Source organism: Flagellimonas iocasae (assembly GCF_042682725.1).
GTDB classification, from domain to species: Bacteria; Bacteroidota; Bacteroidia; order Flavobacteriales; family Flavobacteriaceae; genus Flagellimonas; species Flagellimonas iocasae.
Window position 1 is genome coordinate 864205 of the sequence record NZ_JBHUHU010000003.1, and the last position, 19675, is coordinate 883879.

The 19675-nt window shown below is 43.8% G+C and carries 14 protein-coding genes; 9 read left to right on the plus strand and 5 right to left on the minus strand.

The window, feature by feature from the left end; genetic code table 11:
* Positions 1–4 precede the first annotated feature (4 nt).
* The 3 genes from ACFSJE_RS11150 to ACFSJE_RS11160 are packed head-to-tail and all read right to left on the minus strand — an operon-like array spanning position 5 to position 2763.
* Complete coding sequence (locus ACFSJE_RS11150) at positions 5–508, minus strand: DinB family protein (RefSeq protein WP_379831053.1); 504 nt, start codon at positions 506–508, stop codon at positions 5–7.
* Between the two features lie 18 nt (positions 509–526).
* Positions 527–1951: a Gfo/Idh/MocA family protein gene (locus ACFSJE_RS11155; protein WP_379831054.1), complete on the minus strand. Its 1425-nt coding sequence runs from the start codon at positions 1949–1951 to the stop codon at positions 527–529.
* A gap of 17 nt (positions 1952–1968) precedes the next feature.
* Positions 1969–2763, minus strand: a complete 795-nt coding sequence (locus ACFSJE_RS11160; protein ID WP_379831055.1) for a 3-keto-disaccharide hydrolase — start codon at positions 2761–2763, stop codon at positions 1969–1971.
* A 104-nt stretch (positions 2764–2867) separates the two neighbouring features.
* Here ACFSJE_RS11160 and ACFSJE_RS11165 point away from each other — a divergent pair, with 104 nt between their 5' ends.
* From ACFSJE_RS11165 to ACFSJE_RS11205, 9 genes are all read left to right on the plus strand, one after another.
* Positions 2868–6002: a WD40/YVTN/BNR-like repeat-containing protein gene (locus ACFSJE_RS11165; RefSeq protein ID WP_379831056.1), complete on the plus strand. Its 3135-nt coding sequence runs from the start codon at positions 2868–2870 to the stop codon at positions 6000–6002.
* A gap of 18 nt (positions 6003–6020) precedes the next feature.
* Positions 6021–9143 (plus strand): VPS10 domain-containing protein, encoded by a 3123-nt coding sequence (locus tag ACFSJE_RS11170; RefSeq protein WP_379831057.1) that lies wholly within the window; start codon positions 6021–6023, stop codon positions 9141–9143.
* A 16-nt stretch (positions 9144–9159) separates the two neighbouring features.
* Positions 9160–9708, plus strand: a complete 549-nt coding sequence (locus ACFSJE_RS11175) for a CopD family protein (protein WP_379831559.1) — start codon at positions 9160–9162, stop codon at positions 9706–9708.
* A 182-nt stretch (positions 9709–9890) separates the two neighbouring features.
* Positions 9891–11297 carry a sensor histidine kinase gene (locus ACFSJE_RS11180; RefSeq protein WP_379831560.1) on the plus strand — a complete coding sequence of 469 codons (1407 nt, stop codon included), beginning with the start codon at positions 9891–9893 and terminating at the stop codon, positions 11295–11297.
* A gap of 20 nt (positions 11298–11317) precedes the next feature.
* The gene (locus ACFSJE_RS11185) at positions 11318–12100 is read left to right on the plus strand and encodes an enoyl-CoA hydratase/isomerase family protein (RefSeq protein ID WP_379831058.1); all 783 of its coding nucleotides are present in this window, start codon (positions 11318–11320) and stop codon (positions 12098–12100) included.
* 26 nt (positions 12101–12126) lie between these two features.
* On the plus strand, positions 12127–13677 hold the full coding sequence (locus tag ACFSJE_RS11190) for a hypothetical protein (RefSeq protein ID WP_379831059.1): 1551 nt from the start codon (positions 12127–12129) through the stop codon (positions 13675–13677).
* Positions 13678–13755: 78 nt separating this feature from the next.
* Positions 13756–14829, plus strand: a complete 1074-nt coding sequence (locus ACFSJE_RS11195; RefSeq protein WP_379831060.1) for a PA0069 family radical SAM protein — start codon at positions 13756–13758, stop codon at positions 14827–14829.
* A 99-nt stretch (positions 14830–14928) separates the two neighbouring features.
* The gene (locus tag ACFSJE_RS11200; RefSeq protein WP_379831061.1) at positions 14929–15279 is read left to right on the plus strand and encodes a YciI family protein; all 351 of its coding nucleotides are present in this window, start codon (positions 14929–14931) and stop codon (positions 15277–15279) included.
* A gap of 126 nt (positions 15280–15405) precedes the next feature.
* Positions 15406–16659, plus strand: coding sequence for an RNA polymerase sigma factor (locus ACFSJE_RS11205; RefSeq protein ID WP_379831062.1), 1254 nt, complete (start codon positions 15406–15408; stop codon positions 16657–16659).
* A gap of 2 nt (positions 16660–16661) precedes the next feature.
* Here ACFSJE_RS11205 and ACFSJE_RS11210 read toward each other — a convergent pair whose 3' ends face one another.
* Entirely contained in the window at positions 16662–18131 is a 1470-nt protein-coding gene (locus ACFSJE_RS11210; RefSeq protein WP_379831063.1) for a vanadium-dependent haloperoxidase, read from the minus strand.
* Positions 18132–18215: 84 nt separating this feature from the next.
* Positions 18216–19640 carry a Gfo/Idh/MocA family protein gene (locus ACFSJE_RS11215; RefSeq protein WP_379831064.1) on the minus strand — a complete coding sequence of 475 codons (1425 nt, stop codon included), beginning with the start codon at positions 19638–19640 and terminating at the stop codon, positions 18216–18218.
* Positions 19641–19675 lie beyond the last annotated feature (35 nt).

Genomic DNA, 19675 nt, shown 5'->3' on the forward strand with positions numbered 1-19675 from the left:
AATACTAGCCTTTCAAAGCACTCACTGTAACCAATAATTGCCCCACATGACGCTGGCTATGTTCGGCTGCATGAAATAACAATCCAATTACCGTTGAGGGTAATCTTTTTCGTCCTACGAACCGTTCTTCGGTAAGGATTGATTCGGGTGTTTTTTTAAAGTAGTCCAACGCTTGGTTCACCTTTGCCTCAAAATCAGCGATCAATATTTTGGATGATGGAGCATTTTCACCATCGCCTTCATTTTTTAGAAAAGCAAACTGTGCTTCGGTCAATGACTTTTGGTCGGCATAGGTGAGCATTCGGTCCAAAACTCCAGTGATATGTCGTAAATGGAACCCAACCGAAGCCCTGCCAAATGGCTTTTTCCAAAGTTTTTCTTCGGGAAAATCCGCTAAATAGACCTTTACTTCCCGAACGGATTGCAACAACGCATGGGCCGCTGGTTGCAAAAGCGCAGGAACATCAGGGATGGGACCACTCAACCAATATTCTTGGGGAGCTGACATAAAATGGCTTTTTATTCTTTAAAAATCCCGGTAATTGCCAGACAAGTACTGATTCGCTTTCTCTTCTTTGAATTTCGCGGTTTCCGAATCCCAATGCAGGGTTTCACCGGGGAATCGACCTGCGATGGTGCCCAAAAGGATGGTTTCCGTTAAGCGAGCGGCGTAATCAAATGGGGCCGTTGTTTCTCCTTTACCCAAACAGGCATCCACAAATTGATGGTAATGCTTGGGGCCTTCGGTTGCGTAATTGCGTATGGGTTCACCCAAATTATGCTCTTCGGAAATCTTGGCAATTTCTTTTGAAATGTCCACATATTTCCCTTTTCTGATTTTCTTCGGCAATTGCATAAAGTGTGGCAACAACAATCGTCCTTTTTCACCCACAAACATGGCACCTTGTTCTGGCAATTCATTTTCACCGGCAACGCCTGCATCCAACGAAATTTTGTCTGCTACACTTTTGTCTCCGGATTTAGCGGTTTTTTTCATTTCCATGCCCGGTAACATAAGGTCTTCGCTCAAGGTTGGAGCTCCTGGGCCATCGTACCAAACCCATTTTAGTGTTTTAGTGGTATAGGGCGTTTGAGGAAATTCATACGTAACCGTATTTTTTTCGGGATAGCCATAACCGCTTGGAGGTCTGCATGTAGTAGTAATGGTAGTGGGAACATCCAATGCCAAAGCATTGTAAGGTGTATCAAAAATATGAACGCCCATATCGCCCAAAGTACCACAACCGTAATCGACTAATTTTCGCCAATTACCGGGGTGGTAGTATCCATCTTTGTAAGGTCGTTCCGCCGAAGTGCCCAACCACAGGTTCCAATCCAATTGTGCTGGAACGGCATCTTCACCTTCGGGTGCTTTGCCGTCAAATCCCCAATTTTTGGGTGACCAAGCATGAACGGTATGTACTTTTCCAATGATTCCAGATTGAATCAACAGTGTAGCTAATTTGTAATCGTAAAAAGAATGCACCTGAATGCCCATTTGGGTCACCAATCCTTTATCCGCGGCGATTTTTTTCATGGCTCGTGACTCGGATACATAGTGCGTCAAGGGTTTTTGGCAATATACGGGTTTGTTCATCTCCATGGCCATCAATGAAGCAGGGGCATGGGTATGGTCAGGGGTTGACACAATAACGGCATCAATTTCATTACCGATTTCTTCGAGCATGGCTCTGTAATCAAAAAACACCCTCGCGCTTGGATGCAGTTTATGTGCAGCAGCCAAATTAACGGCATCCACATCGCAAAGGGCCGTCACCTCAACTTGGGGGTGTGAAGAAATGGCCTTAAGGTCCTCACCACCCATATTGCCCACACCGATATGGGCGGTACGAAGTTTTTGCTGTGGATCTAAATTTTTCAATAGTGATGGTGCCAGCGCCAAGCCCAAAACGCCGACGCTACTTTTTTTGATAAACTCTCGTTTGTTCATGTGAAGTTATTGGTAAGTTATAGTTTTTTGATTTTAATATTGCGGAACCAAATGGGGCTGGAGTGGTCTTGCAGGGCAATGTACCCTGTTCTGAACTTTCCATAATCCGGCGCATTGTCCCATTTTCCGGAATTCTTTTTGGCTTTCCAATCCTCGGACCAAGGCACAAATTCCAATAGCTTTTTACCGTTGAGCCAGTGTTCTACCTTTTCTGGGGTAAATACAATGGTCGTGGAATTCCATTCCATTACTGGATTCAATTGCTTTTGGGATTCATCCGCAACGTGCATGGCGTAATCCGCCCCGGTTTTCTGCCAATCTTGAAGCAGCTCTGGATGCTCCGCACCAAATTGCGAGTTGTATCCCACCAAATCATGGATGTTGGCGTAGTTTTCATCATCGATAAGCTGATATTCAGGAGCTACTTCTGGAGGTCCGTCATAACCTTCCTTCACGTGGTAAAGGATGCCACTGTTTCCACCAGCGGGGATTTTCCATTCCAAATACAATTCAAAATTTTCGAACTCTTCGGCTCCGTACAAAATATCTTTTCCTCCGGTATAATCTTGTTCCAATCCCAATTCGGTATCAAAGGTGAGTGTACTGTCTTTTATGGTCCAACCCGGAGGTAGTGAATCCATACCATACCCACGCCAGCCATCCAAACTGGTTCCATCAAAAAGATAGACCCAATCTGAGTCCACTTTTTCAGGAGTCTCGACCGTTTGGGGACTATCTTCATTTTTTTTGGTGTTTTTGCAGGCAGTTGTAAGGGCAATAACTAGAATTAGGAGCTTGAAATACTTTTGCATTGTGTGGTTAAAGATTTTTCTGGATGGTTAAAGTACAAAATATTGGTAACCTTTTTTCTCTCATTTTCATTACATTTAAGGCCGACTAACTCAACACTTTTAAAATGAAGACTTGCTTTCTCAAAATCGGTATGCTTGTGCTTGCCGGAATCTTATGCATCGCCCCAGTTCAATCCCAACGAAAAAAGAATACTCAAGCCACTCCCGAATATCCAAAGGAGCTCTATTCCAGTCTGGAATATAGGCTGATAGGCCCCTTCCGTGGAGGTCGTTCAGGTACCGTGGCCGGCGTTTCAGGAGAACCCAATCTATTTTATTTTGGAGCCACAGGCGGAGGTGTCTGGAGAACCACAGATGGGGGTATTACCTGGAGTAATATTTCTGATGGTTTTTTTGGCGGAAGTATCGGAGCCGTTGAAGTTGCCCAAAGCGACCATAATGTAATTTATGTTGGCGGTGGTGAACAGACAGTCCGTGGTAATGTATCCTCTGGATATGGTGCCTGGAAAACGGAAGATGCCGGTAAAACCTGGAAATCCATTGGGTTGGAGAATAGCCGACATATTTCCCGTATGCGTATTCACCCCACAGATTACAATACCGTCTATGCCGCTGTAATGGGAAATTTGTACAAACCTACCAAGGAAAGAGGTGTGTATAAAAGTACCGACGGAGGTGCTACTTGGAACAAAGTGCTTTATGCCAATGACATGGCTGGTGCTGTTGATCTAGTATTTGACCCCAACAATCCAAGGATATTATATGCATCCACATGGAGAATACAGCGTACACCCTATAGTTTAAGTAGTGGTGGCGAAGGTTCCGCACTTTGGAAAAGTACCGATAGCGGTGAAACTTGGACCGAGATTTCCAAAAAAGACGGTTTCCCTGCGGATACCTTAGGGATCATTGGCGTGGCCGTTTCTCCAAAAAACAGCAATCGGGTTTGGGCCATGGTCGAAAACAAGGACAAAGGAGGACTTTATCGCTCTGATGATGGAGGCAATAAATGGACACTTGTTAATAGTGATAGAAGCCTAAGACAACGTGCCTGGTATTATACCCGGGTTTATGCAGATACCAATGATGAGGACATTGTTTATGTGTTGAATGTAAGTTATCATAAAAGTACCGATGGAGGTAAAACATTTACGTCTTCAAACGCTCCTCATGGGGATCACCATGACCTTTGGATTGCCCCGGAAGATTCCAACAGAATGATAATGGCCGATGATGGTGGCGCTCAAATAACCTATGATGGTGGCGAAACTTGGAGTACCATGTACAACCAGCCCACCGCACAATTTTATAGGGTTACTACGGACAATGCTTTTCCATATCGGATTTATGTAGCCCAACAGGATAATTCAACCTTGCGAATCAACCATAGAAGCGATGATGGTTCTATTGGTGAGGATGATTGGGAGGAAACCGCCGGAGGTGAATCGGCCCATATTGCTGTGGACCCAACAAACGACGATATTGTTTATGGCGGTAGTTATGACGGCTTGTTGGTGCGTGTTAACCATGCAAAGAATACATCAAGGGGGGTAAATGTTTGGCCAGATAACCCTATGGGTTATGGAGCGGAAGGAATGAAATACCGTTTCCAATGGAATTTCCCGATTATGTTCAGTAAGCACGACCCTAAAAAATTGTATACCTTCTCCAACCACGTGCACATGACCACCAATGAAGGTCAAAGCTGGGAATTATTGAGCGATGACCTAACACGAAACGATCCCACAAAATTGGTTTCCAGTGGTGGGCCCATCACTCAGGATAATACCAGTGTGGAATACTATTGCACCATTTTTGCGGCCAACGAAAGCCCCCTTAAAGAAGGATTGCTTTGGGTAGGTAGTGATGATGGTTTGATTCACGTGACAAAAGATGGTGGAAAAACGTGGGAAAATGTTACGCCACCCAACATGCCTGAGTGGAATATGATCAACAGTATTGAACCTTCAGCTTTTAATGAAGGTACTTGCTACGTTGCCGCCACACGATACAAATTGGGTGATTTTGCCCCGTATTTGTATAAGACAACCGATTACGGAAAAACTTGGACCAAGATTACGAACGGCATCGAAAGTGAACATTTTACCCGTGTGGTTCGTGAGGACCCAAAAAGAAAAGGATTGTTATATGCTGGAACGGAAACGGGCATGTACATTTCCTTTAATGATGGGCAGAACTGGGAAAAGTTCCAAATGAACTTACCCATTGTTCCTATCACGGATCTAACCATCAAAAATGACAACTTGATTGTGGCTACCCAAGGCAGAAGTTTGTGGATTATCGACGATCTTACGGTGCTTCATCAATTGGATGATGCAAAAAAATCAGCAAGCGCCATTTTATATCATCCAAAAGACAGTTATCGCACCAAGGGCACCGCGGCACAAAAACCTTCACTGACCGAAGGTCAAAACCATCCCAACGGTGTGGTGACCCATTTTTATTTGAACAACCTTGCTGAAAAGGATAGCGTTGCGCTCACCTATTCCTCAATGTCTGGAGACACCTTAGTTTCATTTAGCAATTACGCAGAAGATAAGGACAAAAAACTGACGGTGAAGAAAGGCGGTAATACCCATGTTTGGAATACAAGGGGCAAGAGCGCAGAGAAATTGGATGGGATGATTCTTTGGTGGGCCAATTTAAGCGGACCAAAGGCGGTGCCGGGGACCTATAAGGTGAGTCTAACGGTTAACGGAAGTACACAAACAGAAGATTTCAAAATTCTTCCAGACCCAAGAGCGGAAGCAACGGTTGCCGATATGCAAGAGCAGTATGATTTCATTTCGGAGGTGAATGCAACGGTGGATTTGGCACACCAATCCATTAAAAAAATTCGGGCCGTGAATGGAAAGTTGGAAGAATTCATCAAAAAATATAAGGATGAAGAGGCCACAAAAGCTCTAGTGGAGAAAGCCAAAACCATGAAAGAGAAATTCGGTTCCATTGAAAAGGAATTGTATCAAACCCAAAACAGAAGTAATCAAGACCCATTGAATTTCCCAATCCGATTGACGAACAAATTGGCACACTTGAACAGTTTGGTTTCCATTGATGATTTTCCACCAACGGACCAAGATATTGCCGTCAAAAATGAACTGTCGGTTGAAATCAAAAAACAATTGACCGCTTTTGATGCCTTGGTGGATGAAGAAATCCAAGCATTTAATGATGAGTTCAACAGTTTGGGATTAGAGTATTTGAGTATAGAGGATTAAGCATGTAAAACTTCGGCCATGAAAAAAGGATTCTTTTTACTGTGTGCACTCTGCGGAACTTTGACCTTTGGCCAGACCGCAAACGAGTATTTTAAACCCATGAAGTTTAGGAACATCGGTCCGTTTCGAGGTGGCCGTTCCGTAACTGCAAGTGGTGTGGTGGGTGACCCATTGACCTATTATATGGGCACCACCGGAGGTGGACTTTGGAAAACCAGCAATGCCGGACAACGTTGGGACAATATCTCAGACGGTTTCTTTGAAATGGGTTCCGTGGGAGCAGTGGCTGTATCGGAATCGAATCCGAATATTGTCTATTGCGGAATGGGAGAACATCCGCCTCGAGGGGTAATGACTTCCTACGGAGATGGGGTTTACAAATCCAACGACGCAGGAAAGACCTGGATTAAACTTGGATTGGAAAAAACCCAGCATATTTCTCGAATTGTCATTCATCCTACCAACCCCGATATTGTTTATGTCGCTGCCCAAGGAGCATTGTACGGGCCCAACAAGGAACGGGGCGTGTATCGCTCAACCGATGGGGGCAAAACGTGGAAGAACATCCTTTTTGTGGATGAAGGTACCGGTGCTGTGGAACTTTCTATGGATGCCAACAATCCTTTGGTGCTGTATGCAGCCATGTGGGAGCACCAGCGCAAGCCCAATATAGTGATCAGTGGAGGTGAAGGTAGCGGATTGTACAAAAGTTCTGATGGAGGCGATTCTTGGACGGAATTGACGGAAGGGCTTCCCAAAGAAAAAGGAAAGATGGGCATTGATGTCAGTCCTGCGAATTCTGATAAAGTATATGCCATTATTGAGAGTGATTCCAATGCGGATAAAGGCGGACTTTTTGTGTCCAACGATGCTGGAAAAACCTGGAGCATGGTCAGTGGAGACAATCGGTTGGTACAGCGCGCTTGGTATTATATTGAAGTGTTTGCCGACCCCAATGATGAGGATACGGTTTACGTGTTGAGTGCTGAAATGTTTCGGTCTGAAGATGGCGGGAAAACCTGGGAAACCATTGAGGTACCCCATGGAGACACCCATGATCTTTGGATCAATCCGAAGGATTCCAAAAACATGGTTATGGCCGATGATGGAGGAGCCGTCATTACGTTCAACCGTGGTGAGAACTGGACGCAACCGTATAATATGCCCACGGCCCAGTTTTATCGCATCAATACCGACAACCTCTTTCCATACAATATTTACGGCGGACAGCAGGACAACACTTCAGTTAAAATTGCTAGTCTTTCTGTGGGTCGATGGAGCATCAGTCTGGAAGATTGGCATTATTCTGCAGGTGGTGAAAGTGCCTTTTTGGGCTTCGACCCGGATAATCCGCGCTATGTGATGGGCGGGAGTTATTTGGGTACCATTGAACTGCTGGATATGGAATCCAAAATGTCCACCAATGTCATGGCGGCACCCATTCAATATTTAGGTCGCGATGCACGGGATATGAAATATCTGTACAACTGGAATGCCCCTATTATTTGGTCAAAACACGAACCCGGCACTTTTTATCACGGGGCACAATTGGTACTTCGTACCAGAGATAATGGAATGACATGGGAAGAAATCTCTCCTGACCTTACCCGTGACCAAGATGCGCTTCAGGGAAAAGGCGGAGGACCTTATACCAATGAGGCTGTAGGCGCCGAGAACTATGGTACGTTGGCCTACATCATTGAATCGCCCCATGAAAAGGGAGTTCTATACACTGGAAGCGATGATGGGTTGGTTTACGTAACCCGAAATGGAGGCGAGACTTGGGAAAACATCACCCCAAAAGGATTGCAGGAGTGCTTGGTCAATGCCATTGAGGTGTCGCCACACGATCCTGCTACGGTTTATATTGCCACAACCCGATACAAATTCAATGACCATACTCCGGGCTTGTACAAGAGTACCGATTATGGAAAAACATGGACGAATATCAGTTCTGGAATTCCGTATGGTGCATTTACAAGAGTGGTTCGCGAAGATGTTGAGCGCAAAGGATTGCTCTATGCTGGTACGGAAAAGGGGTTGTACATTTCTTGGAATGATGGTAAAAGCTGGGAGCCCTTACAATTAAATCTACCCAAGGCGCCCATCACCGATTTAAAGATTCACAAAGGGGATTTGATTGTTGCCACGTCCGGACGTTCGTTCTGGATTCTGGACAACATCACCACCTTGTCGCAATACACATCGAACCCCAATGCGTTAAAACTTTTTTCACCCGAAGATGCCATTTATGGTTTTTGGGGAAGTCCATTGAGCAGTAGCTCAAAAGAGGTTGAAGGCACCAATCCGTTTGAAGGCGTGAACCCAGCCAATGGCATGGTCATCTATTACAATCTGCCCAAGGCGATGGACAGTACGGAAATCACCATGGAAATTTTGGATGGTCAGGGCAAAATAGTCCGCAGTTTTACCTCCAAAAAAGATGAGGATTATATTCCACACCATGGAGGAGGCGCACCACCAGCACCCGTTTTGGGAACAGACAAAGGATTGAATCGATTTGTGTGGGATTTAAAGACACCCATAGTTCCCGGGATTCCAAATGTGTACATTGAAGCGGATTTCACAGGACATAAAGTCCCTCCGGGAACCTATACTATCCGTTTAAAAGCCGCCAGAGAAACGGTAACCGCTCAAGGCACCGTAGTACCTACTCCAAATGTTGATGTAACACCAGAAAATTATAAGGAGCACGATGCTTTTATGACTGAGGTTGAAGCCAACTTGACCGACATGCACCAGAAATTGAATACCTTGTTCAAGGTTCAGGGGCAATTGAAGGAGCTTTTGGAGGGCTTGAAGGACGAATCCCTAAAAGAAGAAGGAAAGGCTCTGTTGGCCAAACTAAAGGCATGGGACGAAGATATGGTGCAGCGCAAGTCGCAGGCGTATGATGATGTGGAGAATTTCCCCAACAAGTTTACGGCTGAGTATTTGTTCATGGCGAACCATAGCAACAGTGCATTGCCCAAAATCAATCAACCTTCAAAGGATCGAAAAAAAGAATTGGATGCCCAGTGGGTGGGATTGCGGCAACGCGCCCAGACTTTAATGAACACTGATATCCCCAATTACAATAAAAAGCTGTGGGAGAATGGTATTGGTGCCATCCGAATGTAGAACTTAAAAACAAGGCATATTGCTGTACAATTATATTAAATCATTGCACTTGATTTTTGTGGCGACCTGGTTTGCCGGGCTGTTCTATATTCCCAGACTGTTCATCTACCATATTGAAGCAACCCAAAAACCATCACCCGATAAAGAAATTCTGAGCAACCAGTTGAAATTGATGACCAAACGGTTGTGGTATATCATCACCTGGCCTTCGGCCATCTTGTGTACCCTATTCGCCATTTGGCTATTGATTTTGATGCCAGTGTGGTTACAGCAACCTTGGATGCATGTGAAACTGGCTTTTGTGGTATTGTTATTTGGATACCATTTCAAGTGTCACCAAATATTCAAACAATTACAGCGGGATGAGGTCAACTACACCTCAAGATTTATGCGGATATGGAACGAAGTGGCCACACTGATTCTATTCGCCGTGGTGTTCTTGGTCATTCTAAAAAACGCCTTCAATTGGATTTATGGCGTTATTGGAATTGTGGTTTTGGGCATTTTGTTGATGCTTGGGATTCGGTTGTACAAACGCATACAAGATAAAAATCCGAATGCTTGAAAAGTTCAAGTGCAATGGTCAAGTATCAAGTTCAAAAGGACAGAATTCAAATTTACGCGAACTTGGGTTTGTCACTTGAACTTGAACTTGAGCTTGATTTGGCTTGATAATTGCGTAATTTTATCTCAAATCTGGTAAGCTTGTTCAGTAAACTCTCCTTACGGTCCCGGATATTTTTCAGCATGATTCTGCTTGTGGTCATCGCATCCGTATTGATTGCGGGGGTTACCATTTACCAGTATCGAGAAGAAGCCAAGGATTACCACCAAAACCGATTGGAGCGAAAGGAGGAGCAAGTTGTACAAAGCATTGTCTATACCATCAAAAAAACCACATATCCGGTCACTGCCGAGAATCTCGCATTGATTTTCAAGGACGATATCTATGAAATTGCGGATGTTCAAAATGTAAACTTTAATATCTATGATCTGGATGGAAACCTTATCAAAAGTTCAAGACCGAGTTTTGAGGCTGATTCCATCTCAAACTGTTTAGATGCACAGGTGTTGAACTACCTTCGGGAGAGCAAAGACAAGAGGTATGTTGAGGAGAAAAGGGCTGCGGGCGATAATTACCAAGCTATTTACACCTACATCAACGACCCAAAGTTCAAACCTATCGGGATAATGAACCTTCCTTATTTTGAAGACAACTCATTCAATAATAAGGAGTTAAAAGAGTTTTTATTGCGATTGGGAGCCGTGTATCTTGTGATGCTGCTCTCAGCTATATTTTTGGCCTATTTCATTTCAAAATATATTACCCGCTCGTTACAGACCATTTCTGATAAAATGAAACGGACCAACCTCACCCAACAAAATGAAAAAATTTATTTGGAAAATCCCGGTGAGGAAATCGACAAATTGGTGGATTCGTATAACCGAATGATTGACGAACTTGAAGAAAGTGCGGTAAAACTTGCCCGTAGCGAACGAGAACAGGCATGGCGTGAAATGGCAAAACAGGTGGCACATGAAATCAAAAATCCCTTGACCCCTTTACGATTGACCGTACAAAACTTTGAGCGCAAGTTCGACCCTAATGATCCTGCCATTCAAACTAAAGTAAAAGAGTTTTCCAAAACTTTGGTACAGCAGATAGATACCATGAGTAATATTGCCACAGCGTTTTCCAGCTTCGCCAACATGCCGGCACAGCAAAATGAGACGCTGAACGTGGTGAAAATCGTGAAGCTGGCCTTGGAAATTTTCAATGAAGATTACATTCACTTCATTACGGATGAGGAGGAAATTATCGCCAAGTTGGATCGTACGCAACTTATACGGGTAATCACCAACTTGGTCAAAAATGCCATTCAAGCTGTTCCAGAGGTGGAATCACCCCGAATATTGGTCACGGTGGCCAAGGAAGGACAGCAGGTTAAAATTTCAGTGGCTGACAACGGCGTGGGTATTTCAGATGAGGTGAAACACAGGGTGTTCGAACCCAAGTTCACCACAAAATCCAGTGGTACTGGTCTAGGACTTGGCATGGTAAAAAACATTGTGGAAAACTATGGAGGAACCATTACTTTTACTTCAAAAGAAGGAAAGGGAACCGTCTTCACCATTCGGTTTCCAAAAGAATAAAGGCAACCAAAAAACTGCACATGGACTACGAGAACATTTACATAGAAGAGGAAAACAGTATTGCGACCATTACCATTAATCGGCCCGAGAAAATGAACGCCCTCAATAGACGGACTATTGAAGAGCTTCATGTGGCCTTTAAGGAATTGGATGAGGACGATGAAACCAAGGTGATCATCATTACTGGAAATGGGCTAAAATCCTTTGTGGCCGGAGCGGATATTTCCGAATTCGCTCATTTTTCGGTGAAGGAAGGTCGACAACTATCTGCCATGGGTCAAAAAAACCTGTTCAACCTTATTGAAGGTCTTACTACACCCGTTATAGCCGCCATCAATGGTTTTGCCCTTGGAGGAGGTTTGGAACTGGCAATGGCCTGTCATTTTCGGATTGCCAGTAGCAATGCTCGTATGGGTCTTCCCGAAGTTTCTCTAGGCGTTATCCCCGGATATGGTGGTACACAGCGGTTGCCACAGCTTATCGGTAAGGGAAGGGCCTTGGAAATGATCATGACGGCAGGAATGATCGATGCAGATAAAGCCTTTGCCTACGGATTGGTGAATCATGTGGTCTCCCCCGAAGAATTACTGCCCCTGTGCGTTAAAATAGCGAGCAGGATATCGAATAATTCCACTGTGGCCATAAAACATGCAATAAAAGCAGTAAATGCTGGTTTTAAGTATGATGCTGATGGCTATGCCGTGGAAATTGATGCCTTTGGCCATTGTTTTGGCACCGATGACTTCAAGGAAGGAACATCGGCCTTTTTAGAAAAGCGCAAAGCGGATTTCCCCGGATCATGACCATTGGCTTAACTAAGCCAGACCGGATGAAAAAACAGCTACTTTTATTTTGTTTCCTTCTTATTGGGATGATTGCGGGTGCTCAAAAGATGCCCGTTTCCTATGATTTTGGTGAAAAATTCAATGACCGATATCGGTATTCCAACCTTCTGACGTTGGATGAGGATGGTTCTGGAGGCTATATTTTGGTACGGGCCTATTATCAAGGACTCATTTTAAAACCAAAAGGGTACCTCATTGAACATTACAATAAAGATTTGGAACTGGTTTCTGAATACAACTACAAGCTAAAAGGCTTGGATTTTGTGGACGGATTTCTTAAAAATGGACAACTGAACCTATTGTTCCTCAACTACAACTACGACCGGGGGCAATATGAGTATTGGGTGCATACCAGTCCAATCATTGCGTTTAATTTTAGGGAAGAAAAACTGCTTTCCATTGCTTCCGAAGAGGTGGACAACCCCGTGGGCAAGAACTACTACAACCGCAATTTTTCCAATGGATTCAGTACCGCTATCCTTTTTAATGAAAATAAAACAGGATTTATCATCAGCACGCACCATAAAAAAGGAAAAGACAACAAACACATCATTCATCTTTTTGATACAGCCTTGCACAAAAAGTTTGAATACGATTTTTCGGCAGAAATTGAGGAAAAAAACTATGCTTTTGAGAACATAGCCATCAGCCCTGACCTACAAACGGTATACATCGTGGGGAAGGCGTATTTTAAAAAGAAACGTTTTCAGGTAGATGAAAGGAAATTTCAATACGAACTGGTCGAGATTTCCCAAAATGGAAGCAAGACCCAGTCTTTTGTGGACCCTGGAAAATATCCCGAGGCGCTATATCCTGTTATTTTAAGCGACAGACTGGTCTGTTTGGGGTTTTATGCGGATAGAAAGGATAATCGCTACAATGGAATCGCCTATTTTGAGGTTGACCCTTCAACGTTGGAGATCAATGCCCGAAAGTACAATCCATTTTCACAACAGTTCATGGATGACAAATTTGGGCGAGAGGAAGACAAGGACATCAAAAACCTTGTGTTCAAGGGCGTAGAGATTACTCCCGAGCAGGAAATCTTTTTCAATGCAGAGGAATACTTCGTTACCTCAGGACTTGAGGTTACCGGGGCAGGCCAACGCCTGAAAATTGAGCGGTATCACTACAATGACATCGTAAGCGTAAAATTGGACCCCACAGGCAATATGGAATGGGCTCGCAACATCAACAAGACCGAAGTGACCCAAGGTGATGGTGCCTATGCATCCTATAGCTCGTACTGCAAGGACGGGAAAACCTATTTCTTTATCTGTACTGCTGCCGAAAATCCCCAGTTGATCAACAACGAACGCCTGATTTTTAAACAAGGATTAAGCCGAAACCGAAACGTGTTCCTCATCTCGTTGGATGAAAACGGGGTAATGGATTACGAAAAAATCATTGACCAACAAGAAGCGCGATTGCCTTTAATGGTATCCAAACCTTTAAAGAACGAGCAGGCCGATAACATGCTTTTTTATGCCAAACGGGGCAGTAAAAAGCAGTTGGTGAAGGTAGATTTCAATTAAAACGCTCTAAACGTTAAATTACGTTTTTAGAATCCATTAATTGGAAATATTCCATAAATTAGGATTAAATCCAGTTTTATGGAATCCAAGGAATTTCTCAAAGGAAGAGGTGCCCAACAAAATACACCCAACAAATTTCTAAAGCACGTATACGAAATGCGGGAGGATTTTTTGGAATTCTGCCGTGTGGAAGGCGAAGAAGCGGAAAACAACAAGACTCAATACATTCCCATTTTTCCAAAGACCATTGTCAACAAGGTGGACAGTCCAGATGTAGGGATGATGTATTCCATGAACCCCTATAAGGGCTGTGAGCATGGCTGTATCTATTGCTACGCTCGAAACGCCCACGAGTATTGGGGGTATAGTGCCGGATTGGATTTTGAACGAAAGATTTTGGTAAAAAAAGCAGCTCCAGAACTATTGGAAGCCAAAATCAAACACAAAAATTGGAAGGCGGAGACCATTGTGCTTTCAGGGAACACAGACTGCTACCTACCCGCTGAGCAAAAGTTTGAGATTACCCGAAAATGTCTCGAAGTCTTCCTTAAGTACCGACATCCAGTAGGCATCATCACCAAGAATTCCCTTATTCTTCGCGATTTGGATATTTTAAAAGAATTGAATGCCCATCAATTGGTGGGTGTGAATATTTCCATCACATCCCTCTCCGAAAAAACCAGAAGAAAATTAGAACCCCGAACGGCCTCCCTTCAAAAAAGATTGCAGGCCATACAGGTGCTTTCCGAAAATAATATTCCGGTGAATGCCATGCTGGCCCCCATGATTCCTGGAATCAACAGCCACGAATTGTTGAATCTGGCCAAGACGGTTTCAGAACACGGCGCACTTTCGTTTGGGTTTACGGTGGTTCGACTCAATGGTGCCATTGGTCAAATTTTCACGGATTGGATAAAAAAGGCGATGCCGGAACGGGCTGAAAAGGTGTTGCACCTTATTCAAGATTGCCATGGAGGAACCATTAACGATAGCCGGTTTGGAGTTCGAAGTCGTGGTGAAGGAAAAATAGCCTCACAAATCCATGATATGGCCAAACTGGCCAAACAACTTTATTTTAAGGATAAAAAATTCCCATCCTTGAATTATGGCTTGCATGAGCAGCATAAAAACGGTCAAATGCGATTATTTTAAATAAATTTATCAGGCTTGTCCAATCCAGAATCCACCTTTCGTCTTTAGGATGAAAACAAAGTATAACAGTCCGTTTATGCGGACATAAAATCTAAACTGATGAGTAATTTTTTGTATTTGTTCAGGGGCGGTGATGATGCCTTTGATAAACTGTCGCAAGAAGAAAAACAAGCCCACATGGAGGTTTGGGGCCAATGGATGGGTGGTCTTCAAGAAAAAGGACAACTTTTGGATGGTCTTCCTTTGGATAAGGATGGAAAAGTAGTCAAAAATAGAGGGGATTTGGTCACCAATGGACCCTTTGCCGAAGGAGCAGAGATGGTTGGAGGCTATTTGATTGTTTCGGCAAAGAATATTGACGAAGCAGTTGAAATATCCAAAGGATGCCCCATTTTTGATTATGAGGGGGCATTTGTGGAAGTCCGCGAAATCTTGACCATGGAGCATTGAAAATCCAATGTCATTTCGAACGGATGTGAGAAATCTAAAAACTCTTGATTGGCATACTATAGATTTCTCGTTTCACTCGAAATGACATTTTTTAAGAAACAGACAAAGTCTGTTTCTTTACTACTTATGTCACAAAATCATCATAAAGCCATAGAACACCTTTTCCGAACAGAATATGGAAAAGTAATGGCTTTGTTGACCCATAAATTTGGAACATCCTATCTGGAGCAAGTTGAAGATGCCACCCAAGATACCTTTATCAAGGCCATGCAAGTGTGGGCCTATCAATCTATACCAGACAACCCTACGGCGTGGCTTTATCGGGCAGCAAGCAACAGGATGATCGATGTTTTGCGAAGGGATAAAAAAATCGAATATGGAGCGATTGAAGAACTAGTTCCAAAGGATGTTGAGCTTTCGGTGGACCCAACGTTGGACCAATCCATTTCCGACAGTCAATTAAAAATGATTTTTGCTTGTTGTCATCCTGCATTGACCCAGGAATATCAAATCATTTTGAGTTTAAAATTGATTGGGGGATTCAGCAATAAGGAGTTGGCAGATGCTTTGTTGAAAAAAGAGGAGACGGTGGCCAAATCGTTTACCCGCGCAAAGAAAAAGTTTAGGGAAGAAGTACAACTTTTGACAATTCCAGTGCAAATGGGATTGCAGAATAGATTGTTTCAGGTATTGCGGGTCATTTACCTGTTGTTTTCGGAAGGATATGCTGCCACCTCGGGCTCACAAATCATAAAAAGGGACATTTGTTATGAGGCACTCCGTTTAGCCCTTTTACTAAAAGAAAACAACTATTGCCAGCATCCCAATTTGAACGCATTGATTGCCTTAATGTGTTTTCACGCGTCCCGGTTTGATGCTCGCTTGGACGAAGCAGGGGAATTGGTGACCTTGGAAAATCATGACAGGTCCAAATACAATCAGGAATTGATTTCGATTGGGATTCGCCATTTGGAACAAGCTGGGACCTTGGACCGTACTCCATCCGATTATCATTTGGAAGCCGTCCGTTCTTATTATCACAGTATGGCCAAAACGTTTGAGGAAACCGATTGGAAAAGCATTCTTTACCTATACGATGTGCAATTGAAACTCTTTTATTCACCCATGGCAGCATTAAATCGAATCATCTCATTTTATCAGGTGCATGGTGCAAAAGAAGGACTAGCCGAATTGGAATCGCTTAAATCGATAAGTGATTTGGAGGTACAAGGGCTTTACCATGCCATCAAAGCTGAGATTTTTTCCGAATTAAGCAATAAGCCTGAGCAGCAGTCAGCTCTAAAAAAAGCCATTACCCTCACGGAAAATGAGCTTGTCAAAAGGCACTATGAAAAGGAGTTGAACCTTAGCCAAGAATGATTTTACATCTGCTCTTCTTCCCCAATATGCTTTTTGTAAAACTTCCATGCTTCGTGCGCCACATCACGCCCCAGTTGCAAACCGGCCACATTATCAGCCTGAATATGATACCCTCCCAAAACTCGAGAGATACCTGCCATTTCCGCGGTCTTGGTAAATGTTGGGAATTTTAAGGTGATGGTATCACCCAAGTTGTCTGGTTCAGTCATGGCACCTGCCACAAGTTCCACTTCCGAGCCGAACTCATCACTCCCGGTCCATAATTTTAAGGCTTCGGCACATCCACCGCTAATGGTGCTATGGCCAGAGGTGTAGCTTGGGAAAGGAGGGCATAAAAAGGTGTCAGGGGAATAAGGACGCCATTGGTTGCCATCCATTTCTATCATTCCTTTTCCTACACCGCCCCAAGCCTTTATTTTCTGTTGGTCATAATATTCGTGGACCAAAGCATAAGGTCTTGCAAAGTCGTAGTACATTTTACTGTCCCAAGAAGCGATAAAGGCATCCATGGCCACTACTTGGTTGTAGAAGAACATTTTTACGTCCTCGTCCAACGTATGATTATCCCGAAGAGATACGTCTTGGGCAAACTTTAACCAGTGACCCGCTTGCTGCACGGATTGGGGCCCATCTCGCATAAACTCCACCAACGCTTTCTGCTCGTCGGTAAGGTTGGCCTGTAATTCAATAACTTCTTTTACTTCTTCTTCCAGTTGTTTAGATCCTATTTTTGGTGGAGGACCTGGTCGGAACTGGTCCCCAGACTTCATGGAAACGGGTATGACTTTATCCCAAAATGGCGTTAGACATGCAGGAGCAAATTTTCCGCCTTTTCCATCCGAAAAATATTTGGGTTGCCAACGATTGGGGTCATTGTTCTGATTTACCGGATTGACTGGCTCATACCCAGTATAATCAAAATAAGGGACACCATCGGAACCTTCTTCCTCTCCATATTGATTGGCTCCATCCCCTTTTCTGGCTTCGATGACCGCTTTTGCGGCTAGATTTCCAATGCCTTCTGGAGTGGTGGGATCTAAGGACTCATTATTGGGGTCCAAGCCCAACTCTACCATGAAATTGGTGAAGAGTTCCTTATCTGAATAATAATATTCATTCATGGCCCTGTATGCCGCATAACTGATGGCAATCTCCTTGTTTTTGAGCGTCTGTTCATCCATCGGGCGTCTTTCAACACCATCAAGATAAACAGGAATCGCTTTTTCATCATACCTTGACCAAGCATCAAAGATGGAAACAAAGATCAAACCCAAAAATCGGGAAGTGATCGTAGGTCTTGGCTTAAACATTTCGGTATCGTTTGCGGTTGCTGTAATGGCCATTTCACTCCATTGGTAGGCTATGTTATCTGCGCCTTTGGGTTCAATAGCGGTCTCCGTTGACGATTGTGTTTTTTGCTTGCAGTTTAGTAGAGTTACTGAAGCGAAGAATAGTAGAATGACTTTTTTCATAGTTGGTCTCAAATTCTATGGCTGGCGAATATAGGGGTTTACCAACCTAAATGCCAGCCATTAAGCTAAAAAAAAAAGATGTTATTAGGTCAACTCCCAACCCTCGCGGTATTCACGGGTGACCCATTCATTGGCTTTTTCATAATTGGTAATTTTCATGTTTTCGCCATCCCAATACAGTTTACGTCTGCCGGGATATTCAAACGGTTCCCAATCCCCAATTTTTTTACCGGGTTTCAATACTTTGTATTGATAGGCTTTGATTGCCAAGTTACCCATAAGTACGGTTTCGGTTAATCGACCGGCTTTGGTGAAGTTTGAAGATGTTGGTGTTCCATTCAAACAGCCATCCACAAAATTGGCGATATGACCCCCTACGCTTCCAGGAATCCTTGGATACTTGGGTGCTGGTGTTTTGTACAGCTCCATCATGTCAGAAGGGAGCAAACGGGCATTTTCTGAATAGGTATCACAAATCAATGTACCTTTTTCGCCATACATAATGGTTCCTCCACCGCTATCGCCGATAGTTTCCCCATCCTTTAATTCATCAGGAAGGTCGGGTTTTATTCCACCATCGTACCAATTAAGGGCAATATCACCATGGTGCTCATGTTCAAACTTTAAATGGATTTTTGATGATGGGGGACATGATGAACTATAATCGGCTTCAACAAAATCACCCACCCAAACGGTTGTACAGCTGGCTTCAGCCTCGGTTGGATACCCTAAATCAAGAACACTGAATGGAGTTTCCATAATATGACAACCCATATCGCCCAAAGCACCGGTGCCAAAATCCCACCAACCGCGCCATTTAAAAGGCAAATAAGCGGCGTTATAATCTCTCATGGCGGCTGGCCCAAGCCAAGTATCCCAATCCAATTCCTTGGGCACTCTTTGTTTTTCCGAAGGAACAGGAACTCCTTGCGGCCAAACAGGGCGGTTGGTCCAGCAATCGATGGTGTGCACCTTTCCAATAATTCCGGATTCTACCCATTCGCGAGCAATACGACTGCCGTCACTGGATGCACCTTGGTTCCCCATTTGGGTTACAATTCCATTTTCCTCAGCCACTTTGGTCATCAAACGGGCTTCATAGATATTGTGGGTCAACGGCTTTTCAACATAGGCGTGTTTTTTCTCCCGCATAAAGGGTAGCGCAATGGTAGCGTGCATATGATCGGGTGTGGCCACCATTACAGCATCAATATCATTTAAATGTGCATCGAAGACTTTTCTAAAATCCTTGAATCGTTTTACATCGGGGAATTGTTCGTAGGTGGGTTGAGCCCGGCGGTCATCTACATCGCAAAATGAAACAAACTTCACTTTACCTGTATCATGGAGTCCATTTACAACGTTGTTGCCTCTTCCTCCCACACCAAATGCCCCAACGTATAAAGTATCACTTGGAGGGACATGGGTTTTTCCCAAAACATGACTTGGAACAATTGAAAAAGCAGCTGATGCAGCTGCCGCATTTTTAATGAATTTTCTTCTTTGCATCTTGTTTAGTTTGAATAGTTTTCCAAGATACAAAA